At 63.3% G+C, this 18,473-nt stretch carries 19 protein-coding genes; 3 read left to right on the forward strand and 16 right to left on the reverse strand.

Features of this window, described 5'->3' with window-relative positions:
• Positions 1-32: 32 nt before the first annotated feature.
• From F6X42_RS29330 to F6X42_RS29405, 16 genes are all read right to left on the reverse strand, one after another.
• Positions 33-743 (reverse strand): phosphoribosylanthranilate isomerase, encoded by a 711-nt coding sequence (locus F6X42_RS29330; protein ID WP_187637542.1) that lies wholly within the window; start codon positions 741-743, stop codon positions 33-35.
• On the reverse strand, positions 740-1,552 hold the full coding sequence (truA, locus tag F6X42_RS29335) for a tRNA pseudouridine(38-40) synthase TruA (RefSeq protein ID WP_187637543.1): 813 nt from the start codon (positions 1,550-1,552) through the stop codon (positions 740-742). The genes F6X42_RS29330 and truA overlap by 4 nt, the downstream gene beginning before the upstream one ends.
• Complete coding sequence (locus F6X42_RS29340) at positions 1,549-3,972, reverse strand: FimV C-terminal domain-containing protein (RefSeq protein WP_187637544.1); 2,424 nt, start codon at positions 3,970-3,972, stop codon at positions 1,549-1,551. The genes truA and F6X42_RS29340 overlap by 4 nt, the downstream gene beginning before the upstream one ends.
• Positions 3,973-4,110: 138 nt before the next feature.
• The gene (asd, locus tag F6X42_RS29345; RefSeq protein ID WP_187637545.1) at positions 4,111-5,232 is read right to left on the reverse strand and encodes an aspartate-semialdehyde dehydrogenase; all 1,122 of its coding nucleotides are present in this window, start codon (positions 5,230-5,232) and stop codon (positions 4,111-4,113) included.
• 84 nt (positions 5,233-5,316) lie between these two features.
• Positions 5,317-5,583 (reverse strand): hypothetical protein, encoded by a 267-nt coding sequence (locus F6X42_RS29350; protein WP_187637558.1) that lies wholly within the window; start codon positions 5,581-5,583, stop codon positions 5,317-5,319.
• The gene (gene leuB / locus F6X42_RS29355) at positions 5,561-6,628 is read right to left on the reverse strand and encodes a 3-isopropylmalate dehydrogenase (protein ID WP_187637546.1); all 1,068 of its coding nucleotides are present in this window, start codon (positions 6,626-6,628) and stop codon (positions 5,561-5,563) included. The genes F6X42_RS29350 and leuB overlap by 23 nt, the downstream gene beginning before the upstream one ends.
• Positions 6,629-6,717: 89 nt before the next feature.
• Entirely contained in the window at positions 6,718-7,371 is a 654-nt protein-coding gene (gene leuD / locus F6X42_RS29360; protein WP_187637547.1) for a 3-isopropylmalate dehydratase small subunit, read from the reverse strand.
• Between the two features lie 85 nt (positions 7,372-7,456).
• The gene (locus tag F6X42_RS29365) at positions 7,457-7,615 is read right to left on the reverse strand and encodes an entericidin A/B family lipoprotein (RefSeq protein ID WP_187637548.1); all 159 of its coding nucleotides are present in this window, start codon (positions 7,613-7,615) and stop codon (positions 7,457-7,459) included.
• Positions 7,616-7,620: 5 nt separating this feature from the next.
• Positions 7,621-9,030, reverse strand: a complete 1,410-nt coding sequence (gene leuC / locus F6X42_RS29370) for a 3-isopropylmalate dehydratase large subunit (RefSeq protein WP_187637549.1) — start codon at positions 9,028-9,030, stop codon at positions 7,621-7,623.
• A 324-nt stretch (positions 9,031-9,354) separates the two neighbouring features.
• A complete protein-coding gene (gene gltA, locus F6X42_RS29375; RefSeq protein ID WP_187637550.1) occupies positions 9,355-10,656 on the reverse strand; it encodes a citrate synthase in 1,302 nt (433 codons plus the stop codon).
• 73 nt (positions 10,657-10,729) lie between these two features.
• On the reverse strand, positions 10,730-11,002 hold the full coding sequence (locus F6X42_RS29380; RefSeq protein ID WP_018424116.1) for an FAD assembly factor SdhE: 273 nt from the start codon (positions 11,000-11,002) through the stop codon (positions 10,730-10,732).
• 84 nt (positions 11,003-11,086) lie between these two features.
• Positions 11,087-11,791 carry a succinate dehydrogenase iron-sulfur subunit gene (locus F6X42_RS29385; RefSeq protein WP_184004350.1) on the reverse strand — a complete coding sequence of 235 codons (705 nt, stop codon included), beginning with the start codon at positions 11,789-11,791 and terminating at the stop codon, positions 11,087-11,089.
• A 26-nt stretch (positions 11,792-11,817) separates the two neighbouring features.
• The gene (gene sdhA, locus F6X42_RS29390; protein ID WP_187637551.1) at positions 11,818-13,593 is read right to left on the reverse strand and encodes a succinate dehydrogenase flavoprotein subunit; all 1,776 of its coding nucleotides are present in this window, start codon (positions 13,591-13,593) and stop codon (positions 11,818-11,820) included.
• A 4-nt stretch (positions 13,594-13,597) separates the two neighbouring features.
• Complete coding sequence (gene sdhD / locus F6X42_RS29395) at positions 13,598-13,966, reverse strand: succinate dehydrogenase, hydrophobic membrane anchor protein (protein ID WP_187637552.1); 369 nt, start codon at positions 13,964-13,966, stop codon at positions 13,598-13,600.
• A gap of 3 nt (positions 13,967-13,969) precedes the next feature.
• Positions 13,970-14,386, reverse strand: a complete 417-nt coding sequence (gene sdhC, locus F6X42_RS29400; protein WP_187637553.1) for a succinate dehydrogenase, cytochrome b556 subunit — start codon at positions 14,384-14,386, stop codon at positions 13,970-13,972.
• Positions 14,387-14,543: 157 nt separating this feature from the next.
• The gene (locus tag F6X42_RS29405) at positions 14,544-15,344 is read right to left on the reverse strand and encodes a GntR family transcriptional regulator (RefSeq protein WP_187637554.1); all 801 of its coding nucleotides are present in this window, start codon (positions 15,342-15,344) and stop codon (positions 14,544-14,546) included.
• 540 nt (positions 15,345-15,884) lie between these two features.
• Between F6X42_RS29405 and F6X42_RS29410 the strand changes: the two genes are divergently transcribed.
• The 3 genes from F6X42_RS29410 to F6X42_RS29420 form a co-directional block, all read left to right on the forward strand.
• Positions 15,885-16,868, forward strand: coding sequence for a malate dehydrogenase (locus F6X42_RS29410; RefSeq protein WP_187637555.1), 984 nt, complete (start codon positions 15,885-15,887; stop codon positions 16,866-16,868).
• Positions 16,869-17,059: 191 nt separating this feature from the next.
• Positions 17,060-18,064, forward strand: coding sequence for an HpcH/HpaI aldolase/citrate lyase family protein (locus F6X42_RS29415; protein ID WP_187637556.1), 1,005 nt, complete (start codon positions 17,060-17,062; stop codon positions 18,062-18,064).
• A gap of 66 nt (positions 18,065-18,130) precedes the next feature.
• Positions 18,131-18,473: citrate/2-methylcitrate synthase (locus F6X42_RS29420; protein WP_281394054.1), on the forward strand; the 343-nt coding region annotated here is incomplete at its 3' end.

The raw sequence follows: 18,473 nt of genomic DNA on the forward strand, positions 1-18,473 counted from the left end.
GGCTTTCATCGGAAAGTGCCCGCGAGCCTGAATCATTCAGCGTCCGCGGCGCGCACCGCGCGTACGAACGCCGCCATCCGGGCGTGATCCTTCACGCCCCGGGCGCCCGGTACTTCGATGCCGCTCGAGACATCGACCGCGTACGGGCGCACGCAATGGATCGCATCACTGACGTTTTGCGCGTTCAACCCACCACTCAAAACGGCCCGATGCCCGAGCCCTGCTGGAATAAGTGACCAATCGAAAACCTTCCCGCCGCCGCCATAGCCTTCGACATGGGTGTCGAACAGAAGAGCACTGGCTGCCGCATAGTTGAGCGCCGATTTTACCAAATCGGCCGATCGAGTATCCGCCGCTACCCTCAATGCGCGCAACCAAGGCAAACCCGCAACGCCGGCGAGCGTCTCGCATTGCTCCGGCGTCTCGTCGCCGTGGAACTGCAACAGCGTCAGGTTCACGTTGCTCGCGACTTCGTGGACCCATTCCGGCGTCGCGTTGACGAACAGACCGACGACCGACACGAATGGCGGCACGTCGTGCACGAGCTCGACCGCTTGCGCGACGTTCACCGAGCGCGCGCTCGGCGGATAGAACACGAGGCCGATCGCGTCGGCCCCGAGGTCGATCGCGTGGGCGATGTCGGGGGGTCTCGAAAGTCCGCATAACTTGATACGCGTGCGGTGCGGCACGCTTTGCACGGCGGTGGTATCGGCCTGGTTGGCGGGGTTCTCTGCTGCTTTCATGTTTCTGGTTGCTCGGTCCATACGCTGCTCCACGGCACGCTGCCCGTTGCCGAGTCGGGCACGCCGAATTGCTCAGGATAGCCCACTTGCGCGAGATACAAGCCGTCGGGCATGAAGGTCGGCGCCGCGCAATCGCGGCTGCGGCTCGCGAGCACGTCGGCCATCCACGCGGCCGGGCGGCGGCCGCTGCCGATTTCGATCAGACAGCCCATCACATTGCGCACCATGTGATGCAGGAAGGCGTTCGCGCGAAAGCGGAAATGCACGAAGTTACCTTGCCGTTTGACGTCGATCTGGTACAGGTGTTTGAACGGCGTCTTCGACTGGCATTGCGACGAACGAAACGCCGAAAAGTCGTGCTCGCCGATCAGGTGCTTGGCCGCCGAGCGCATCGCGTCGACGTCGAGCGGCGTGTGCACCCAACCGGCGCGCGTCGTGAGCATCGGCGAGCGTACCGGATTTACGTACAGCACGTAGTAATAGGTCCGCTCGAACGCCGAAAACCGCGCGTGAAAATCATCGGGCATCGGCCTGGCCCATTGCACGCCGATCGTCTTCGGCAGGAACGCGTTCGGGCCGCGCACCCAGGAGATGTCGATGCGATCGAGTTCGGTGTCGAAATGCACGACCTGGCCCAAGCCGTGCACACCTCGGTCGGTGCGGCCGGCCACGATCGTCTGCACGGGCGTGCGCGTGAATTCGCGCAGCGCCCGTTCGAGTTCGTCCTGCACCGTGTTGCCGTGCGGCTGCGACTGCCATCCGGCGAACGCCGCACCGTCGTACTGGACGCCTAATGCAATGCGCCTCACGACAGCGGTGCGAGAGTCGAAAGCAACGCGCGGGCTTCGTTGCGCGTGGCTGGATCGTTCGCTTCGATCACTTCGTTGATGAGCGCGCGAGCGCCCGCCAGATCACCGAGCTCGATGTACTCGGAGGCCAACTCCAGCTTGTTGCGCGCGATGCGGCCGAGATCGGCCGCCGTGAAGGCCGGCAACGGCTGGGCCGGGCTCGGCGGCAACTCGAGGTCGAAGTCGAGCTTCAGCGCGCCGAAGCCAGCCGCGCCGAGGCCCGCGACGGCGCCGTGGCCTGCTGTGCCAGCGGCGATCTGGTCGGCAATGTGCGGGGCGTCGTCGTCCGCGCCGTGGACGCCGATGCTCTGCTGCGCGGTCGTGTCGGGCGATGCAACCGGTTGCGTCGACAGCGAGGTGGGACGCTCCGTCTCGCCGGCGGTGGGCGCTTCTATGCGTGGCGGCAGCGGCATGTTCAGGCTACCGAACGCGTCGACGGCGTCGCGCGGAAAATCAGTCGGAGTGGACGGCGCGGGTTGCGCCGGCACGGGGATGTCGCTGAACGGCTGAGCGAACGCCGTGGTGGTGCGCGGTTCGATCTGATGTTGCGTGAAATCGATCACTGGAGGTGGAACGTCTAACGGGGGCTGCGGTTCGGCCGTCGCAATGTGCGGTGCGACCGAGGGCGTTTCTGTCGGGCTTGGGGTCGGGGTTGCGGGGGTGCCTGTCGTTTTATCCGTCGGGCTTTCTGTGGATTCGTCGTCCCATTTCGGACGATGCGCGCCCTCGTCCTCGGTCCCGCCGATGACCGGTTCGAGCGGTCCCAGCGGCAACGCGTCGGCGCCGAGTTCTGCCGCGGCCGCGAGGTTCGCGGCTGTGGCCGCGGAGCGCAGGGTCTCGTCGTGAGCCGGTGCGACTGCCCGTGATTCGGCAGATGGCTCGCTACCGGTGGATAGCGGGATGCTGGCGAGTGGGGCCGTCGGTGCGGCGGGTTCAGGCGTACCTCCTTGCTGTGCCGCCAGTTCCGCAGCCGCGCGCTCGGCTGCGATGCGTTCCGCTGCAGCTTGCTCCGCTGCCGCGTGTTCTGCTGCCGCGTGTTCTGCTGCTGCCTGTTCCGCTCCCGCCTGTTCCGCTGCGGCTTGCTCGGCTGCTGCACGTTCCGCCGCCACGCGTTCCGCCGCAGCGCGCTCCGCTGCCTCTTCTGCCGCTGCCGCGCTTTCTGCCGCTGCCCGCTCGGCTGCCGCGCTTTCCGCAGCCGCACGCTCTGCCGCTGCCGCCGCAGCAGCCTGCCGTGCGACCTCCTGATCTCGCGCATCCGATCCTTCCGTGACCGGATGCCCCGCCACCGCGCTGCCATCGCGCGAATCGGCCTCACGCGCCGATCTCGTCCTTTCGGCATCAACTGCCTCGGCAGCTCGCGCGGCGGCCTCCTTTTCGCGCTTGCGTCGACTCATACGCAGAGCAGCGAGCAGAACGACCAGTGCCGCGCCCACCGCTGCCGCGATGCTCAGCTCGCGCTGAGACATGCCGCCCTCATCCGACGGCGACATCGCCACATTCGCGTGCTCCGGCACCACGGTGGCGGCCGCCGCGGAGCCTGGCGCTGCCGGCTGCGCAGCGCTCGTCGGCGCGGGGCTCGAAGCGACCGGCGCCCCGCCGATACCGTGCTTCTGCAACTCCATCAGCACGCGATTTTTCAGCGCCAGCAATTGCTGCAGACTCGACACCTTCGGATGCGGCTGCGAAGCCGCCCGCGCGGCTGTGGTCGCCGGTGCAGTCGCGCTCGCCGCCGACGGCGCTTGTCCGGCAGGCGCGGATGAGAGCCCGCCACCCGCCGCCGCGCCGGAGACCGCGGGTGCGGCTGGCGTCGCCGCTGGAGCCGCGGCGCTGGCCGCACTCGCGGTGGCGGCGTTGACCTGTGCGACAGCACTCGCCGTGCTGGCGGCAGCCGCGGCCGGTGCGGCCATCGGCGCGGAAGCGGGCGCCGCCGCCGAGGACTCCGACGCCCCCGCCGCAGCCCCACCCGACGAAGCCGCCAAGGCGCCCGACGCATCGAGCGCCGGCACGATCAACACCGCCCCTACACGCATCCGGCTCGGATCGTGATTCATGAACGCGGCCGGATTCGTGTCGAACAATGCCCGCGTCGCGCGCGCGAGTACCGCCCGGTCATGCGACAGCGTGACAGCGATCGCGACGTCGTTCAGCGACTGCCCTGCGTGTACCGTGTATTGAGTGCCCGCGGCGACAGCCACGACAGCCGAAGCGGCATCCGGCGCGATCGTGGCGCCAGCGGGTGCGGCAACCGCATTACCCGCGCCAACGCCGAGCAGCGCGAGAGCGAAAGCGGCAGCCGCGGTTATCGCCGCCGGGCGGCTCCCGAATCGCACCTTATCGTGACGAATGGACATAGCCCGAAGAGAGGAGCGTCGAAAGTTCATCGGGACTCCTGGCGCGTCAGCGCGCAGCCTTTTTTGCGAGTGGAAAGAGACAAGATGATCGGAGCACAAAATGAAAAAAGCGCCGCGCAAGCGCGACGCTTCTTGAGTTGTCTACGCGTCGTGAGCGCGTAGTTTACTTTACTTGTCGAGGACAATGCGAAGCATACGACGCAGCGGTTCAGCCGCGCCCCAAAGCAGCTGATCGCCGACCGTGAAGGCCGACAGATATTCGCCGCCCATTGCGAGCTTGCGCACGCGGCCGACCGGCACCGTCAGCGTACCGGTGACGACCGCCGGGGACAGATCGCGCATCGACGCTTCGCGTTCGTTCGGCACGACCTTGACCCAGTCGTTGCCCGACGCGAGGATGCTGTTCACTTCGTCGAGCGGCACGTCCTTGTTCAGCTTGATCGTGAGCGCCTGCGAGTGGCAGCGCATAGCGCCGATCCGCACGCACAAACCGTCGACGGGAATCGAGCCCGGCGTGCCCATGGCCGGCTTGCCGAGAATCTTGTTGGTTTCCGCGCCGCCCTTCCACTCTTCCTTCGACATGCCGTTGCCGAGATCCTTGTCGATCCACGGAATCAGCGAACCAGCGAGCGGCACGCCAAAGTGGTCGGTCGGCATGCTATCGCTGTTCATCGCGTTCAGCACGCGGCGGTCGATGTCGAGAATCGCCGACGCCGGATTCGCGAGTTCGTCCTTCACCGCGCCGTGCAGCGTGCCCATTTGCGACAGCAGTTCGCGCATGTTCTGCGCGCCCGCGCCCGATGCGGCCTGATAAGTCATGGCCGTCATCCAGTCGACGAGGTTCTCGCGGAACAGGCCTCCCAACGCCATCAGCATCAGGCTGACCGTGCAGTTGCCGCCGATGAAGTTCTTCTGGCCTTTGACTAGCGCGTTCTTGATCACGTCGAGGTTGACCGGATCGAGGATGATGACCGCGTCGTCCTTCATGCGCAGCGACGATGCCGCGTCGATCCAGTAGCCGTTCCAGCCCGCCGCGCGCAGCTTCGGGAACACTTCGTTCGTGTAGTCACCGCCCTGGCAGGAAATGATCGCGTCGCACTTCTTCAGGTCTTCGATGCTTGTCGCATCTTTGAGCTTGGTCTCGTTTTTGGCGAACGACGGCGCGTTGCCGCCCGCGTTGCTGGTGCTGAAAAACACCGGTTCGATCAAGTCGAAATCGCCTTCCTGCTGCATGCGTTGCATCAGGACGCTGCCGACCATGCCGCGCCAACCTACGAGACCTACGTTCATGACTTCATACCCTTCGAATGGAAACTTCCCCGCATCTTTGCCCGCAGTGACCGCGCGGGGAAGATGGGCGGGCACGACGGACGATCAGCGCTTCGTGATCGTTTTCGGGGTAATGGTTTTGATGGTAATGGCGAACTCGATCACACGGGCCGTTGTGCCGTGCAGTTTGGAAATCGAGGAGATTTGGGGGATCTGAGCCATCACAACAATATACACGAAAACGGAAAACTGGCGGCGTTCTTCGCCGTATGACGCACGAATCGGCCTGTTTTTAAGGCCGATTCGCGTTTTAAATGCCAGTATCGATGACCTGACTACCGCATGCGTTTTACAGCGCGGCCACGACGGCATCGCCCATCGCGGCGGTGCCGACCTGCTTGCAACCCGGCGTGAGAATGTCGCCGGTACGATAGCCTTGCTCGAGCACCTTCTTCACCGCGGTTTCGATGCGATCGGCCTGCTCCGCCTTGTTCAGCGAATAGCGCAGCATCATCGCAGCCGAGAGGATCGTGGCGAGCGGATTCGCCACGCCCTTGCCGGCGATATCCGGAGCGGAACCGTGCGACGGCTCATACAAGCCCTTGTTGTTCTTGTCGAGCGATGCCGACGGCAGCATGCCGATCGAGCCGGTCAACATGGCCGCCTCGTCCGACAGGATATCGCCGAACATGTTGCCGGTCACGATCACGTCGAACGACTTCGGCGCCTTCACGAGCTGCATCGCGGCGTTGTCGACGTACATGTGCGACAGCTCGACGTCCGCGTATTCCTTCGACACGTCGATCATCACGTCCTTCCAGAACTGCGACGTTTCGAGCACGTTCGCTTTGTCGACCGAGGTCAGCTTCTTGCCGCGCTTTTGCGCCGCCTGAAACGCGACGTGCGCGATGCGGCGCACTTCGGGTTCCGAATAGCGCATCGTATCGAAGCCTTCCTTCGCGCCGGCGAACAGGCCGTCCGGCGACGTACGCACGCCGCGCGGCGCGCCGAAGTAGATGTCGCCGTTCAGTTCGCGCACGATCAGGATGTCGAGACCCGAAACGATCTCTTCCTTCAGCGACGACGCGCCCGTCAGTTGCGGGTAGCAGATCGCCGGACGGAAGTTCGCGAAGAGTTCGAGGTGCTTGCGCAGACCGAGAATCGCCTGCTCAGGGCGCAGCGCGCGTTCGAGCTTGTCGTACTTCCAGTCGCCGACCGCGCCGAACAGGATCGCGTCGGCGTCTTTCGCGAGCGCGAGCGTCGAGTCGGGCAGCGGGTGGCCCTTCGCTTCGTAGCCCGCGCCGCCGACCGGCGCTTCTTCGAGTTCGAACTTCTCGCCAAGCACGTTCAAGACCTTGACGGCCTCCTTGACGATTTCGGGACCGATGCCGTCGCCCGGCAACACTGCGATCTTCATGCGAATTCCTTGATGATTTTTGGAGTCTTTCTGGCGCAAACCGACGTGGGCGGCGCGGACTTCAGGCCCCTACGCCGCCACGGGTTCGCTTAACCGACGAGGCGATTGTTCAGCCACGGTTGCTTCGCGAGACGCTCCGCTTCGAACTGGCGGATCTTGTCCGCGTGACGCAGCGTGAGGCCGATGTCGTCGAAACCGTTCAGCAGACAGTACTTTCGGAACCCTGCGACATCGAACGGATATTCGGTGCCGCCGTCGGCCGTGCGCACGACTTGCGCTTCGAGGTCGATCGTCAGCTTGAAGCCGTTGAATGCATACGTTTCGTTGAACAGATGATCGACCTGCTGTTCGGTCAGCACGATCGGCAGCACGCCGTTCTTGAAGCAGTTGTTGTAAAAGATGTCCGCGAAGCTCGGCGCGATCAGCGCGCGAAAGCCGTACTGCTGCAACGCCCAAGGCGCGTGTTCGCGCGAACTGCCGCAGCCGAAATTCTTGCGCGCGAGCAGTACCGAGGCGCCTTGGTAGCGCGACTGGTTCAGTACGAAGTCCGGGTTCAACGGACGCTTCGAGTTGTCCTGCCCCGGCTCGCCGTGGTCGAGATAGCGCCATTCGTCGAACGCGTTCGGACCGAAGCCCGTGCGTTTGATCGATTTCAGGAACTGTTTCGGAATGATCGCGTCGGTGTCGACGTTCTCGCGATCGAGCGGCGCGACGACGCCGGTATGTACGGTGAATTTATCCATGACGTTTGCGCCTGTTCAGGACCGGGCGATGCGACTGGCGGCTGAAAATCCCCGCGCCGCATCGCCGGCAAAAATCAAAAACCGCTTATTTCTCAGCGTGATTGCTGATCGAATTGCCGAGGTGCGACATGTCCTCGCCGAATCCGTGCACCGTGTTGCAGCCGGCAAGACCGAGCAGGAGCCCGGCGAGCGTGCCGAGTGCGAAGCGGCGCAATACAGCGATGCGATTCATGTTCTTCATCATGCGATTTATCCAAGCTTGCGAATATCGACGAAATGCCCTTCGATGGCTGCAGCCGCAGCCATTGCGGGGCTCACCAGGTGCGTGCGGCCACCAGCGCCCTGACGGCCTTCGAAGTTCCGGTTCGACGTGGACGCGCAGCGCTCGCCCGGCTCGAGCCGGTCGGCGTTCATCGCGAGACACATCGAGCAGCCCGGCTCGCGCCATTCGAAACCGGCGTCGGTAAAGACCTTATCGAGACCTTCACGCTCCGCCTGCGCCTTCACGAGACCCGAACCCGGCACGACCATCGCCAGACGGATGTTCGGCGCGACGCGGCGGCCGAGCTTCTTCACGACGTAAGCCGCGGCGCGAATGTCTTCGATGCGCGCGTTGGTGCACGACCCGATGAAGATTTTATCCGGCTTGATCGATTCGATCGGCGCATTCGGCTCGAGCGCCATGTACTTGAGCGCGCGCTCCATCGCGTTGCGCTTGACCGGGTCCTTCTCGCGCTCCGGGTCCGGCACGCGGCCGTCGACCGGCGTGACCATTTCCGGCGACGTGCCCCACGTGACCTGGGGCACGATTTCGGCCGCGTTCAGCTCGACCACGCGGTCGAAATACGCGGCGTCGTCCGACTTGAACTGCTTCCAGTACTCGACCGCGTGATCCCACTCGACGCCTTGCGGCGAGAACGGACGACCCTTCAGGTATTCGACCGTGGTGTCGTCGACGGCGACCATGCCGGCGCGCGCGCCCGCTTCGATCGCCATGTTGCAAACCGTCATACGGCCTTCCATCGACAGCGAACGGATCGTCGAGCCGCCGAATTCGATCGCGTAGCCGGTGCCGCCCGCCGTGCCGATCTTGCCGATGATCGCGAGCACGATGTCCTTCGCGGTACAGCCGCGCGGCAGTTGGCCCTCGACCTTCACGAGCATGTTCTTGCTCTTCTTCTGCAGCAGCGTTTGCGTAGCCAGCACGTGCTCGACTTCCGACGTGCCGATGCCGTGCGCAAGCGCGCCGAACGCGCCGTGCGTGGACGTGTGCGAGTCGCCGCAGACGATCGTCATACCCGGCAGCGTAGCGCCCTGTTCCGGCCCGATGATGTGGACGATGCCCTGACGAAGGTCGTTCATCTTGAACTGCGTGATGCCGTAGGCGTCGCAGTTCGTGTCGAGCGTGTCGACCTGCAGCTTCGACACCGGGTCGGCGATGCCGTGGCTGCGGTCCGTGGTCGGCACGTTGTGGTCGGACACGGCCAGGTTCGCGCTGATGCGCCACACCGGACGCCCGGCCATCTTCAGGCCTTCGAACGCCTGCGGGCTGGTCACTTCATGCAGCAGGTGACGGTCGATGTAGAGAATCGTGGTGCCGTCGTCTTCCGTGTGGACCACGTGCGTGTTCCACAATTTGTCGTAGAGAGTCTGTGCCATGGTATGCGGGGTAGTAATGACTGGACTGCGGGCTGACTGTGTCAATTGATTATGCCACGCGACGCACTGCGATGGGCTGCTCAGACGGCGAAAAAACCGATAAAAAACATGGGGTTGGCTGGTAGTGGCCATACCTGTATCGACGTTACCCGGCAAGCGTGAACCGCAGCGACGTCAATGCGCCGCGTACGCGACCCACAGCGGCCGCAGAAACAAAAACGCCCCACCGGGTAGACCCGTTGAGGCGTTCCATTCGCTCCGATTTCGCGCTCCTGCGCCGCACAAATGCCGCGACGAAGCGCGCCTATCGACGCCGGTCAGCGATTAGCGCTGTGCGATCGGCTTCGCTTCACGCAGCGTATCGCCGATGAACAGCTGACGCGGACGGCCAATCTTCTGTTCGGGATCGGCGATCATTTCGTTCCACTGCGCAATCCAACCGACCGTACGTGCCATCGCGAAGATACACGTGAACATCGACGTCGGAATGCCCAGCGCGCGCTGCACGATACCCGAGTAGAAGTCGACGTTCGGGTACAGCTTGCGCGACACGAAGTATTCGTCTTCGAGCGCGATCTTTTCGAGTTCCATTGCCAGCTTGAACAGCGGGTCGTCGTGCAGACCCAGCTCCTCGAGCACTTCGTAGCAGGTTTCGCGCATCAGCTTCGCGCGCGGGTCGTAGTTCTTGTACACGCGGTGGCCGAAGCCCATCAGCTTCACGCCCGAGTTCTTGTCCTTCACCTGCTTGATGAACTCAGGAATGTTGTCGACGGAGCCGATTTCTTCCAACATGTTCAGCGCGGCTTCGTTCGCACCGCCGTGCGCCGGGCCCCACAGACACGCGATACCCGCCGCGATACACGCGAACGGATTCGCCCCCGACGAGCCGGCGAGACGCACGGTCGACGTCGACGCGTTCTGCTCGTGATCCGCGTGCAGGATCAGGATGCGGTCGAGCGCGCGCACCAGCACGTCGTTGACCGCGTACTCTTCGCACGGGTTCGAGAACATCATGCGCATGAAGTTCGCGCTGTACGACAGATCGTTCTTCGGGTACACGAACGGCTGGCCGATGCTGTACTTGTACGCCATCGCGACCAGCGTGGGCAGCTTCGCGATCATGCGGATCGCCGACACTTCGCGGTGACGCGGATTATTGATGTCGAGCGAGTCGTGGTAGAAGGCCGACAGCGCGCCGACCGCGGCAACCAGAATCGCCATCGGGTGCGCGTCGCGACGGAAGCCGCGGAAGAAGAACTGCATCTGCTCGTGCACCATCGTGTGCTTCGTGACGGTGCCGACGAATTCGGTCTTTTGCTTCTCGTTCGGCAACTCGCCGTTCAGCAGCAGGTAGCAGGTTTCGAGGAAGTCGGCGTTTTGCGCGAGGTTGTCGATCGCGTAGCCGCGGTAGAGCAGTTCGCCCTTGTCGCCGTCGATGTAGGTGATCGCCGAATTGCACGCCGCCGTCGACATGAAGCCCGGGTCGTACGTGAATTTGCCGGTCTGGCCGTACAGCTTGCGGATGTCGATGACATCCGGGCCAATCGTGCCCTTGTAAATCGGCATTTCGACGCTCGGCGAATTGTCGCTGAACGATAGCGTGGCTTTAACATCTGACGGGGTCATAGCACATCCTCAATCGAAGTATGGATACAGGGTTTCGATAATTGCACACCTGGGAACAACGGACTGGCGGCGCTCAAGCGTTGCGCAGCAACTCCAGAACCCGGACCACGTCCGGGTCGGCCAGATCGCCTTCTGGTTCCTTGCGCGCGAGCAGCAAGTCCATCAGGTCGTTATCGCTCAGCTCGAGCAGGCGCGTGAGCGCGCCCACGTCGGCATCGCTGAGGTCATGCTCATATCGGCTGAAAAAACGTTCGAAAATCAGGTCGTTTTCCAGCAGGCCCCGACGTGCGCGCCAGCGAAGACGCGCGCGGCGGAGAGGGTCGGACTGATGTGATGTTTCGGTCATGGCGGTACGCTCCGCGCCGCGTCCAGCCGCACTGACCGCCCTCTCGGGGGCAGCGCGCGCCAGCGAGCGCGGGGCTCATTGATACTAGACAGCGCGGCGAACCATCAATTCCTTGATCTTGCCGATTGCCTTGGTCGGGTTCAGGCCCTTCGGGCAAACGTCGACGCAGTTCATGATGGTGTGGCAACGGAACAGACGGTACGGGTCTTCCAGGTTGTCGAGACGCTCGCCGGTTGCCTGGTCGCGGCTGTCCGCGATGAAGCGGTAGGCCTGCAGCAAACCAGCCGGGCCGACGAACTTGTCCGGGTTCCACCAGAAGCTCGGGCACGACGTCGAACAGCTCGCGCACAGGATACATTCGTACAGGCCGTCGAGCTCGTCGCGTTCTTCCGGCGACTGCAGACGTTCCTTTTCGGGCGGCGGCGTGTCGTTGATCAGGTACGGCTTGATCGAGTGATACTGGTTGAAGAACTGCGTGAAGTCGCAGATCAGGTCACGCACGACGGGCAGGCCCGGCAGCGGACGCAGCACGATCTTCTGCGGCAGGTCGTTCAGGTTCGTCAGGCACGCGAGGCCGTTCTTGCCGTTGATGTTCATTGCGTCCGAACCGCACACGCCTTCGCGGCACGAGCGACGGAATGACAAGGTTTCGTCGAGCGCCTTCAACTTGATCAGCGCGTCGAGCAGCATGCGTTCGTGCGAGTCGATTTCGATCTCATACGTTTGCATGCGCGGTGCGGCGTCCTTGTCCGGATCGTAGCGGTAAATTTCAAATGTACGCTTGGCCATTTCTCTGAATTCCTTTGACTTGTGCCTTAGAAGGTACGCGCTTTCGGCGGAACCGATTCGACGGTCAGCGGCTTCATGTGAACCGGCTTGTAGTCGAGGCGATCGCCTTCGCTGAACCACAACGTATGGCGCAGCCAGTTTTCGTCGTCGCGATGTTCGAAGTCGTCTTGCGCGTGCGCGCCACGGCTTTCCTTGCGCGCTTCGGCCGAGACCATCGTGGCGCGCGCCACTTCGATCAGGTTCGCCACTTCAAGCGCTTCGATACGGGCCGTGTTGAAGACCTTCGACTTGTCCTTCAGATGGATGTTGTCGACGCGTGCGGCCACTTCGCGGATGGCTTCGACGCCTTCGGCCAGCAGAGCCGACGTACGGAACACGCCAGCGTGCTTCTGCATCGTGCCGCGGATGTCGTTGGCGACCGACTGCGCGTACTCGCCCGACGACGAATTATCGAGCTTCGCCAGACGCGACAGCGCGAAGTCGGCTGCATCGGCCGGCAGCGGCTTGTGCTCTTTCAGTTCCTTCACGTGCTTGACGATGTGGTTGCCGGCAGCGCGGCCGAACACCACGAGGTCGAGCAGTGAGTTCGTGCCGAGACGGTTCGCACCGTGCACCGATACGCACGAGCATTCGCCCACTGCGTAGAAACCGTTGACGACTTCTTCGGGGCCGCGCGGCGTACCGACGACCTGGCCGTTGATGTTCGTCGGGATACCGCCCATCTGGTAGTGGATGGTCGGCACGACCGGGATCGGCTCCTTGATACAGTCGACGTTCGCGAACTTCAGCGCGATTTCGCGGATCGACGGCAGACGCTTCATGATGGTCTCGGCGCCGATGTGCGACAGGTCGAGCAGCACGTGATCCTTGTTCGGACCCACGCCGCGGCCTTCCTTGATTTCCTGGTCCATCGAACGCGAAACGAAGTCGCGCGGCGCCAGGTCCTTCAGCGTCGGCGCGTAGCGTTCCATGAAGCGCTCGCCGTTCGAGTTACGCAGAATACCGCCTTCGCCGCGCACGCCTTCGGTGATCAGCACGCCCGCGCCGGCTACGCCGGTCGGGTGGAATTGCCAGAATTCCATGTCCTGCAGCGCGATGCCAGAACGGGCCGCCATGCCGAGGCCGTCACCGGTGTTGATGAACGCGTTGGTCGATGCCGCGAAGATCCGGCCCGCGCCGCCCGTGGCGAACAGCGTGGTCTTGCCTTCGAGGATGTAGACGTCGCCGGTTTCCATTTCCAGCGCGGTCACGCCGAGCACGTCGCCGTCGGCGTCGCGGATCAGGTCCAGCGCCATCCATTCGACGAAGAATTGCGTCTTGGCGGCAACGTTCTGCTGGTACAGCGTGTGCAGCAGCGCGTGACCCGTGCGGTCAGCCGCCGCGCAAGCGCGTTGCACCGGCTTTTCGCCGTAGTTCGCGGTGTGGCCGCCGAACGGGCGCTGATAGATCGTGCCGTCGGCGTTACGGTCGAACGGCATGCCGAAGTGTTCGAGTTCGTAGACGGCGTTCGGTGCTTCACGGCACATGAACTCGATTGCGTCCTGGTCGCCGAGCCAGTCGGAGCCCTTGATCGTGTCGTAGAAGTGGTAGTGCCAGTTGTCTTCGCTCATGTTGCCGAGCGAAGCGCCGATGCCGCCCTGGGCAGCGACCGTGTGCGAACGCGTCGGGAACACCTTGGACAGCACGCATACCGACAGACCGGCGCGCGCGAGTTGCAGCGACGCGCGCATCCCCGAGCCGCCCGCGCCGACGATGACCACGTCGAAGCGGCGACGCGGCAGAGAATTCTTGATTGCAACCATGCTTTTATACTCTCCAGAGAATCTGCGCAGCGTAGCCCGCACATGCGAGCAGCCAGAGGATCGTCAGCGCCTGCAGGACGAGACGCGTGCCAACGGGCTTCACGTAATCCATCCAGATGTCGCGCATACCCACCCACGCGTGGTAGAACAGCGAGAGAAGCGTGACGAACGTGGCGAGCTTCATCCACTGCGTCGCGAAGATCGACGCCCAGCCGTCGTACGAGAAGTCGCGCGCGAGGAAGAACCAGGCGAGCAGAATCACGGTGTAGACCGCCATCACGCAGGCGGTGATGCGTTGCGCGAGCCAGTCGCGCAGACCGTAATGCGCGCCGACGACGAGACGCTTGGAACCGATTCGGTTATTGGCTGCCATTTTTTAGAATGCTCCGAACAGTTTTGCGGCGAATGCGATGGTGAGCAGCGACGACACGACGATTACCACGATGGAGGTCGATTTACCCTTCTCTTTCGACACGGCATCATGATTCGTATCCATCACGAGATGACGGACACCGGCGCAGAAGTGGAACAGGAAAGCCCACGCGAGAACGAGCGTGATCAGCTTGACGATGATATTGGAGAGGAAGCCCTTGAAAACTTCGAAGCTCAGTTCGGAAGTCAGGCTCTGATCGAAGAGGAACAGCAGGAACGGAAGAAAGATAAACAACAAGCTACCGCTCACGCGGTGCAGAATCGACACGCGCCCCGCCAGCGGGAGACGGTATGCCGTCAGTATTTGCCCAATACCGATGTTCCGGAATTCCGGCCTCGGTTTTTTTACGGCTTCTGCCATGCTAGACCCCTACTATGTAGTCACACTAATCCGCAATTTTAGCGCCTTTTTATAACGCGCTGCAGCGAAAACCACGCTGGGTCCTTTGCCGCGCGCGCAATGAAAGCGCCTTCCGATAGGCACGCGTGTGGGACGCCGCGCCTCGTTTCAGCCCGATTCAGCTCAGCTCGTTCTGATAGTAATACCCGGTTGTGACATACCAACCTCGCCGGACTTCGACCGGCCGGTCCCCATAGGTATAGGACACGCGCTCGACCGAGAGCAACGGAAACCCCCCCGGCACATGCAGCAATTCCGCCACGGAAGGCTCCGCCGCGACCGCGCGGATTTTCTCCGTCGCGCGAATCATGCGGGTGCCGAATTCCGTCTCGAACATCGCGTAGAGAGGCCCCTGGTACTCCGACAGCCGCTCAAGCGTGAGCCCGCGGAACACCGCGCCGGGCAGCCAGATCTCGTCGAGCACGGTGACTTCGCCGTCGAACTGCAGCAAACGCTTGATCAGCACGACCGGATCGGCGGGCTTCAGATCGAGTTGCCGCGCGATTTCCGCCGACGCGCGCAGCCGTCGGCATTCGAGCAGACGGCTCACGTGCGGATGCTCGGCGCCGTCGTCGGCAAGCAGTCTCAGGAAGCGGAATTGCGCGCGCTCTTCGTTGTGCGTCGCAACGAACGTGCCTTTGCCCTGGCGGCGCACCAGCAGGTTGTCCGCGGCCAGTTCATCGATCGCCTTGCGCACGGTGCCCTGGCTTACCTTGAAACGCGCGGCCAGTTCGACTTCACTAGGAATGATCTCGCCCGGCTTCCATTCGCCGCTTTCGAGGCTCTGCGTAATCAAGCCCTTGATCTGTTGATATAGGGGGCTGAAGGTCGGCGACGCAGCAGGAGAAACAGCGGATACACCTTCGCCCGCGGCCCCTTGGCCATTCGGGTTCGCAGGATTCGCCGGGTTCGAATTCATGCGCGCATTTCATCATAAAGGGCTGGGGCACGTCTAGGGTTTTTCCCGGGATAGATATGTCTTATATAAGACATAAGATACTGTTGACTTTGTCAGTTTCGACTCCTACACTCCTTGTCGAGCAAGGGTTTGCGGGTTTTTGCGGCGGCTGTTTGATGCAACGCCGCAACGCTCCGGCAGCCACTCTGCACCATGCCCTCCCCTACGCAGTTCAGGTTTCGATTCGCCGCCATCCGTTGCAGTCGCGCGCCGTATCCGTGTTGCACCCGCTGGCCAGACGCTTGCCGAAACGCGCTGTTTGCAGGAGCCCGCACCGTGCAGTCGCGGCCCCGGCCGCGGCGTGTGCTTCGGCCATCCGGTCCCGCTCGGCAGTACAGGTTTCCGGCACGGCGGTCTTGCCGAAGCGCGCCGTCCGGTCTCGGCATATTCCGAGCCCGCGCGCGAACAGTGAATTCCGCCGTGTTTCACTACGCTTCGCTGAACGCGCATATAGAATGGCGTTTTCCCTAGCGTCTAACGCATCGTCCTGGAGATTTCTCAATGGCTAAGCCCGCAAAGCGCGTTGCCGTCACTGGCGCCGCAGGTCAAATCGCTTACTCCCTGCTATTCCGCATCGCCAATGGCGACCTGCTCGGCAAGGACCAGCCGGTGATCCTGCAACTGCTCGATCTGCCGCAAGCGCAAGCCGCCGTCAAAGGCGTCGTGATGGAACTGGATGATTGCGCATTCCCGCTGCTGTCGGGCGTCGTGATCACGGACGACCCGAAGGTCGCGTTCAAGGACGCCGACATTGCATTGCTCGTCGGCGCGCGTCCGCGCTCGAAGGGCATGGAGCGCAAAGATCTGCTGTCGGCCAACGCCGAAATCTTCACGGTTCAGGGCAAGGCGCTGAACGACGTCGCCAGCCGCGACGTGAAGGTGCTGGTGGTGGGCAACCCGGCCAACACGAACGCGTACATCGCGATGAAGTCGGCGCCGGATCTGCCGAAGAAGAACTTCACCGCGATGCTGCGTCTGGACCACAACCGCGCACTTTCGCAACTGGCCGCCAAGTCGGGCAAGCCGGTCGCGTCGATCGAAAAGCTCGCAGTGTGGGGCAATCACTCGCCGACCATGTACCCGGACTTCCGCGTCGCAACGGCTGAAGGTCAGGACCTGACCAAGCTGATCAACGACGACGAATGGAACCGCAACACGTTCATCCCGACCGTCGGCAAGCGCGGCGCGGCGATCATCGAAGCGCGCGGCCTGTCGTCGGCGGCATCGGCGGCTAACGCTGCAATCGACCACGTGCGCGACTGGGTGCTGGGCACCAACGGCAAGTGGGTCACGATGGGCATCCCGTCGGACGGCTCGTACGGCATCCCTGAAGACATCATCTACGGCGTGCCCGTGACCTGCGAAAACGGCGAGTACAAGCGCGTCGAAGGTCTGGCAATCGACGCGTTCTCGCGCGAAAAGATGGACGGCACGCTGCAGGAACTGCTGGAAGAGCGCGAAGGCGTTCAGCACCTGCTCGGCTAGGCACCTGATGCGGATGAACCGGAACTCCGAAGCGTCAGCGCGGCGGGTTCCGGTTTTTTTCGTGCGAATGGCTGTGCGATCATCGCCATTCGCGTCTGATTCGACCGTGCTTTGCCGTTGCCCGACCGCACGCTCGCAGAGCACGCCCGAATCCGACATCCCTAATCCTCATCACGCCCCACACGCCGAAGATGCGCGTTCTCACACCCGCCGAAGTGCTGTTTGAGGGCGAAGCGCCGCCCGCTGTGCTGCCTGCCTGCGATCACTACGCGGGCAGTGAAAAGCTGATGCTGAAGTCGCTCGCGTTGCAGCAGCAACTCGGCCCGGTGTTCGATATCACGCTCGATTGCGAAGACGGCGCGCAGGTCGGCCGCGAGGCCGAGCACGCGGAACTGGTCGCATCGCTGCCGGGCAGCGAGCATGACCGCTTCGGCCGCGTCGGCGTGCGCATTCACGACTTCGCTCACGCGCATTGGCGCGACGACGTACGCCTGATCCTGCGCGCCGCAAAGCGAGCACCCGCTTACATCACGCTGCCGAAAATCCGCAACGTCCACGATGCCGCCGAAATGATCGCGTTCATCGAGGCGACGCGGCGCGAGCTCGGCATCGCGCAGCCGGTGCCGGTGCAACTGCTGGTCGAAACCCACGGCGCGCTCACGCGCGTGTTCGAACTAGCCGCGCTGCCGGGCGTCGAGGCGCTGAGCTTCGGCCTGATGGACTTCGTCTCCGCGCACGACGGCGCGATCCCCGATACCGCGATGCGCTCGCCGGGCCAATTCGATCATCCGCTCGTGCGGCGCGCGAAGCTCGAGATTTCGGCGGCCTGTCACGCGTACGGCAAGGTGCCGTCGCACAACGTCAGCACCGAAGTGCGCGACATGCGCGTGGTCGCGAACGACGCGCAGCGTGCCCGCAATGAGTTCGGCTACACGCGCATGTGGAGCATCCACCCCGCGCAGATCGAGGCGATCGTCGCCGCGTTCGCGCCGCGCGACGAAGAAATCGCGACGGCCACCGAAATCCTGCTGGGCGCGCAAACCGCGCATTGGGGCCTGACGCGTCACGGCGACACGCTGCACGATCGGGCGAGCTACCGCTATTACTGGTCGGTGCTGCGCCGCGCGCAAACCACCGGCCGCGCTGTTCCGCAAGAAGCGGCGCCACTTTTTTCGAAAGTGGGCGCTAACGGATAGTCGGCGGCATAAGCGACGCGTTTTTCAAACGGCAGCAATGAGCCGGCACACAGGAGAAGGCGGAAGATGAGCGAGACGACGCAAGCCGCTGGCGCAACAGGCGGCAACGAAACGCAAAGCGGCTTCAAGCCGAAAAAATCCGTCGCGCTGTCCGGCGTGACCGCGGGCAACACCGCGCTGTGCACGGTCGGCAAGACCGGCAACGATCTGCACTATCGCGGCTACGACATTCTCGATATCGCCAGCGCATGCGAATTTGAAGAAGTCGCCTATCTGCTGGTTCACGGCAAGCTGCCGACGCCGGCCGAGCTGAGCGCGTACAAGACGAAGCTGAAGTCGATGCGCGGCCTGCCCGCCAACGTGAAGGCCGCGCTCGAATGGATTCCGGCCGCCGCGCATCCGATGGACG

It is taken from the genome of Paraburkholderia podalyriae, assembly GCF_014397785.1.
In the GTDB taxonomy this organism is placed as follows: Bacteria; Pseudomonadota; Gammaproteobacteria; order Burkholderiales; family Burkholderiaceae; genus Paraburkholderia; species Paraburkholderia podalyriae.

Bases quoted from the DNA above. Each gene is read 5' to 3' on its own strand.
- F6X42_RS29330 (WP_187637542.1), bottom strand. From the start codon at position 743: ATGAAAGCAGCAGAGAACCCCGCCAACCAGGCCGATACCACCGCCGTG.
- F6X42_RS29340 (WP_187637544.1), bottom strand. From the start codon at position 3,972: ATGAACTTTCGACGCTCCTCTCTTCGGGCTATGTCCATTCGTCACGAT.
- asd (WP_187637545.1), bottom strand. From the start codon at position 5,232: ATGAACGTAGGTCTCGTAGGTTGGCGCGGCATGGTCGGCAGCGTCCTG.
- F6X42_RS29350 (WP_187637558.1), bottom strand. From the start codon at position 5,583: ATGCCGTCGTGGCCGCGCTGTAAAACGCATGCGGTAGTCAGGTCATCG.
- leuB (WP_187637546.1), bottom strand. From the start codon at position 6,628: ATGAAGATCGCAGTGTTGCCGGGCGACGGCATCGGTCCCGAAATCGTC.
- leuD (WP_187637547.1), bottom strand. From the start codon at position 7,371: ATGGATAAATTCACCGTACATACCGGCGTCGTCGCGCCGCTCGATCGC.
- F6X42_RS29365 (WP_187637548.1), bottom strand. From the start codon at position 7,615: ATGATGAAGAACATGAATCGCATCGCTGTATTGCGCCGCTTCGCACTC.
- leuC (WP_187637549.1), bottom strand. From the start codon at position 9,030: ATGGCACAGACTCTCTACGACAAATTGTGGAACACGCACGTGGTCCAC.
- gltA (WP_187637550.1), bottom strand. From the start codon at position 10,656: ATGACCCCGTCAGATGTTAAAGCCACGCTATCGTTCAGCGACAATTCG.
- F6X42_RS29380 (WP_018424116.1), bottom strand. From the start codon at position 11,002: ATGACCGAAACATCACATCAGTCCGACCCTCTCCGCCGCGCGCGTCTT.
- F6X42_RS29385 (WP_184004350.1), bottom strand. From the start codon at position 11,791: ATGGCCAAGCGTACATTTGAAATTTACCGCTACGATCCGGACAAGGAC.
- sdhA (WP_187637551.1), bottom strand. From the start codon at position 13,593: ATGGTTGCAATCAAGAATTCTCTGCCGCGTCGCCGCTTCGACGTGGTC.
- sdhD (WP_187637552.1), bottom strand. From the start codon at position 13,966: ATGGCAGCCAATAACCGAATCGGTTCCAAGCGTCTCGTCGTCGGCGCG.
- sdhC (WP_187637553.1), bottom strand. From the start codon at position 14,386: ATGGCAGAAGCCGTAAAAAAACCGAGGCCGGAATTCCGGAACATCGGT.
- F6X42_RS29405 (WP_187637554.1), bottom strand. From the start codon at position 15,344: ATGAATTCGAACCCGGCGAATCCTGCGAACCCGAATGGCCAAGGGGCC.
- F6X42_RS29410 (WP_187637555.1), top strand. From the start codon at position 15,885: ATGGCTAAGCCCGCAAAGCGCGTTGCCGTCACTGGCGCCGCAGGTCAA.
- F6X42_RS29415 (WP_187637556.1), top strand. From the start codon at position 17,060: ATGCGCGTTCTCACACCCGCCGAAGTGCTGTTTGAGGGCGAAGCGCCG.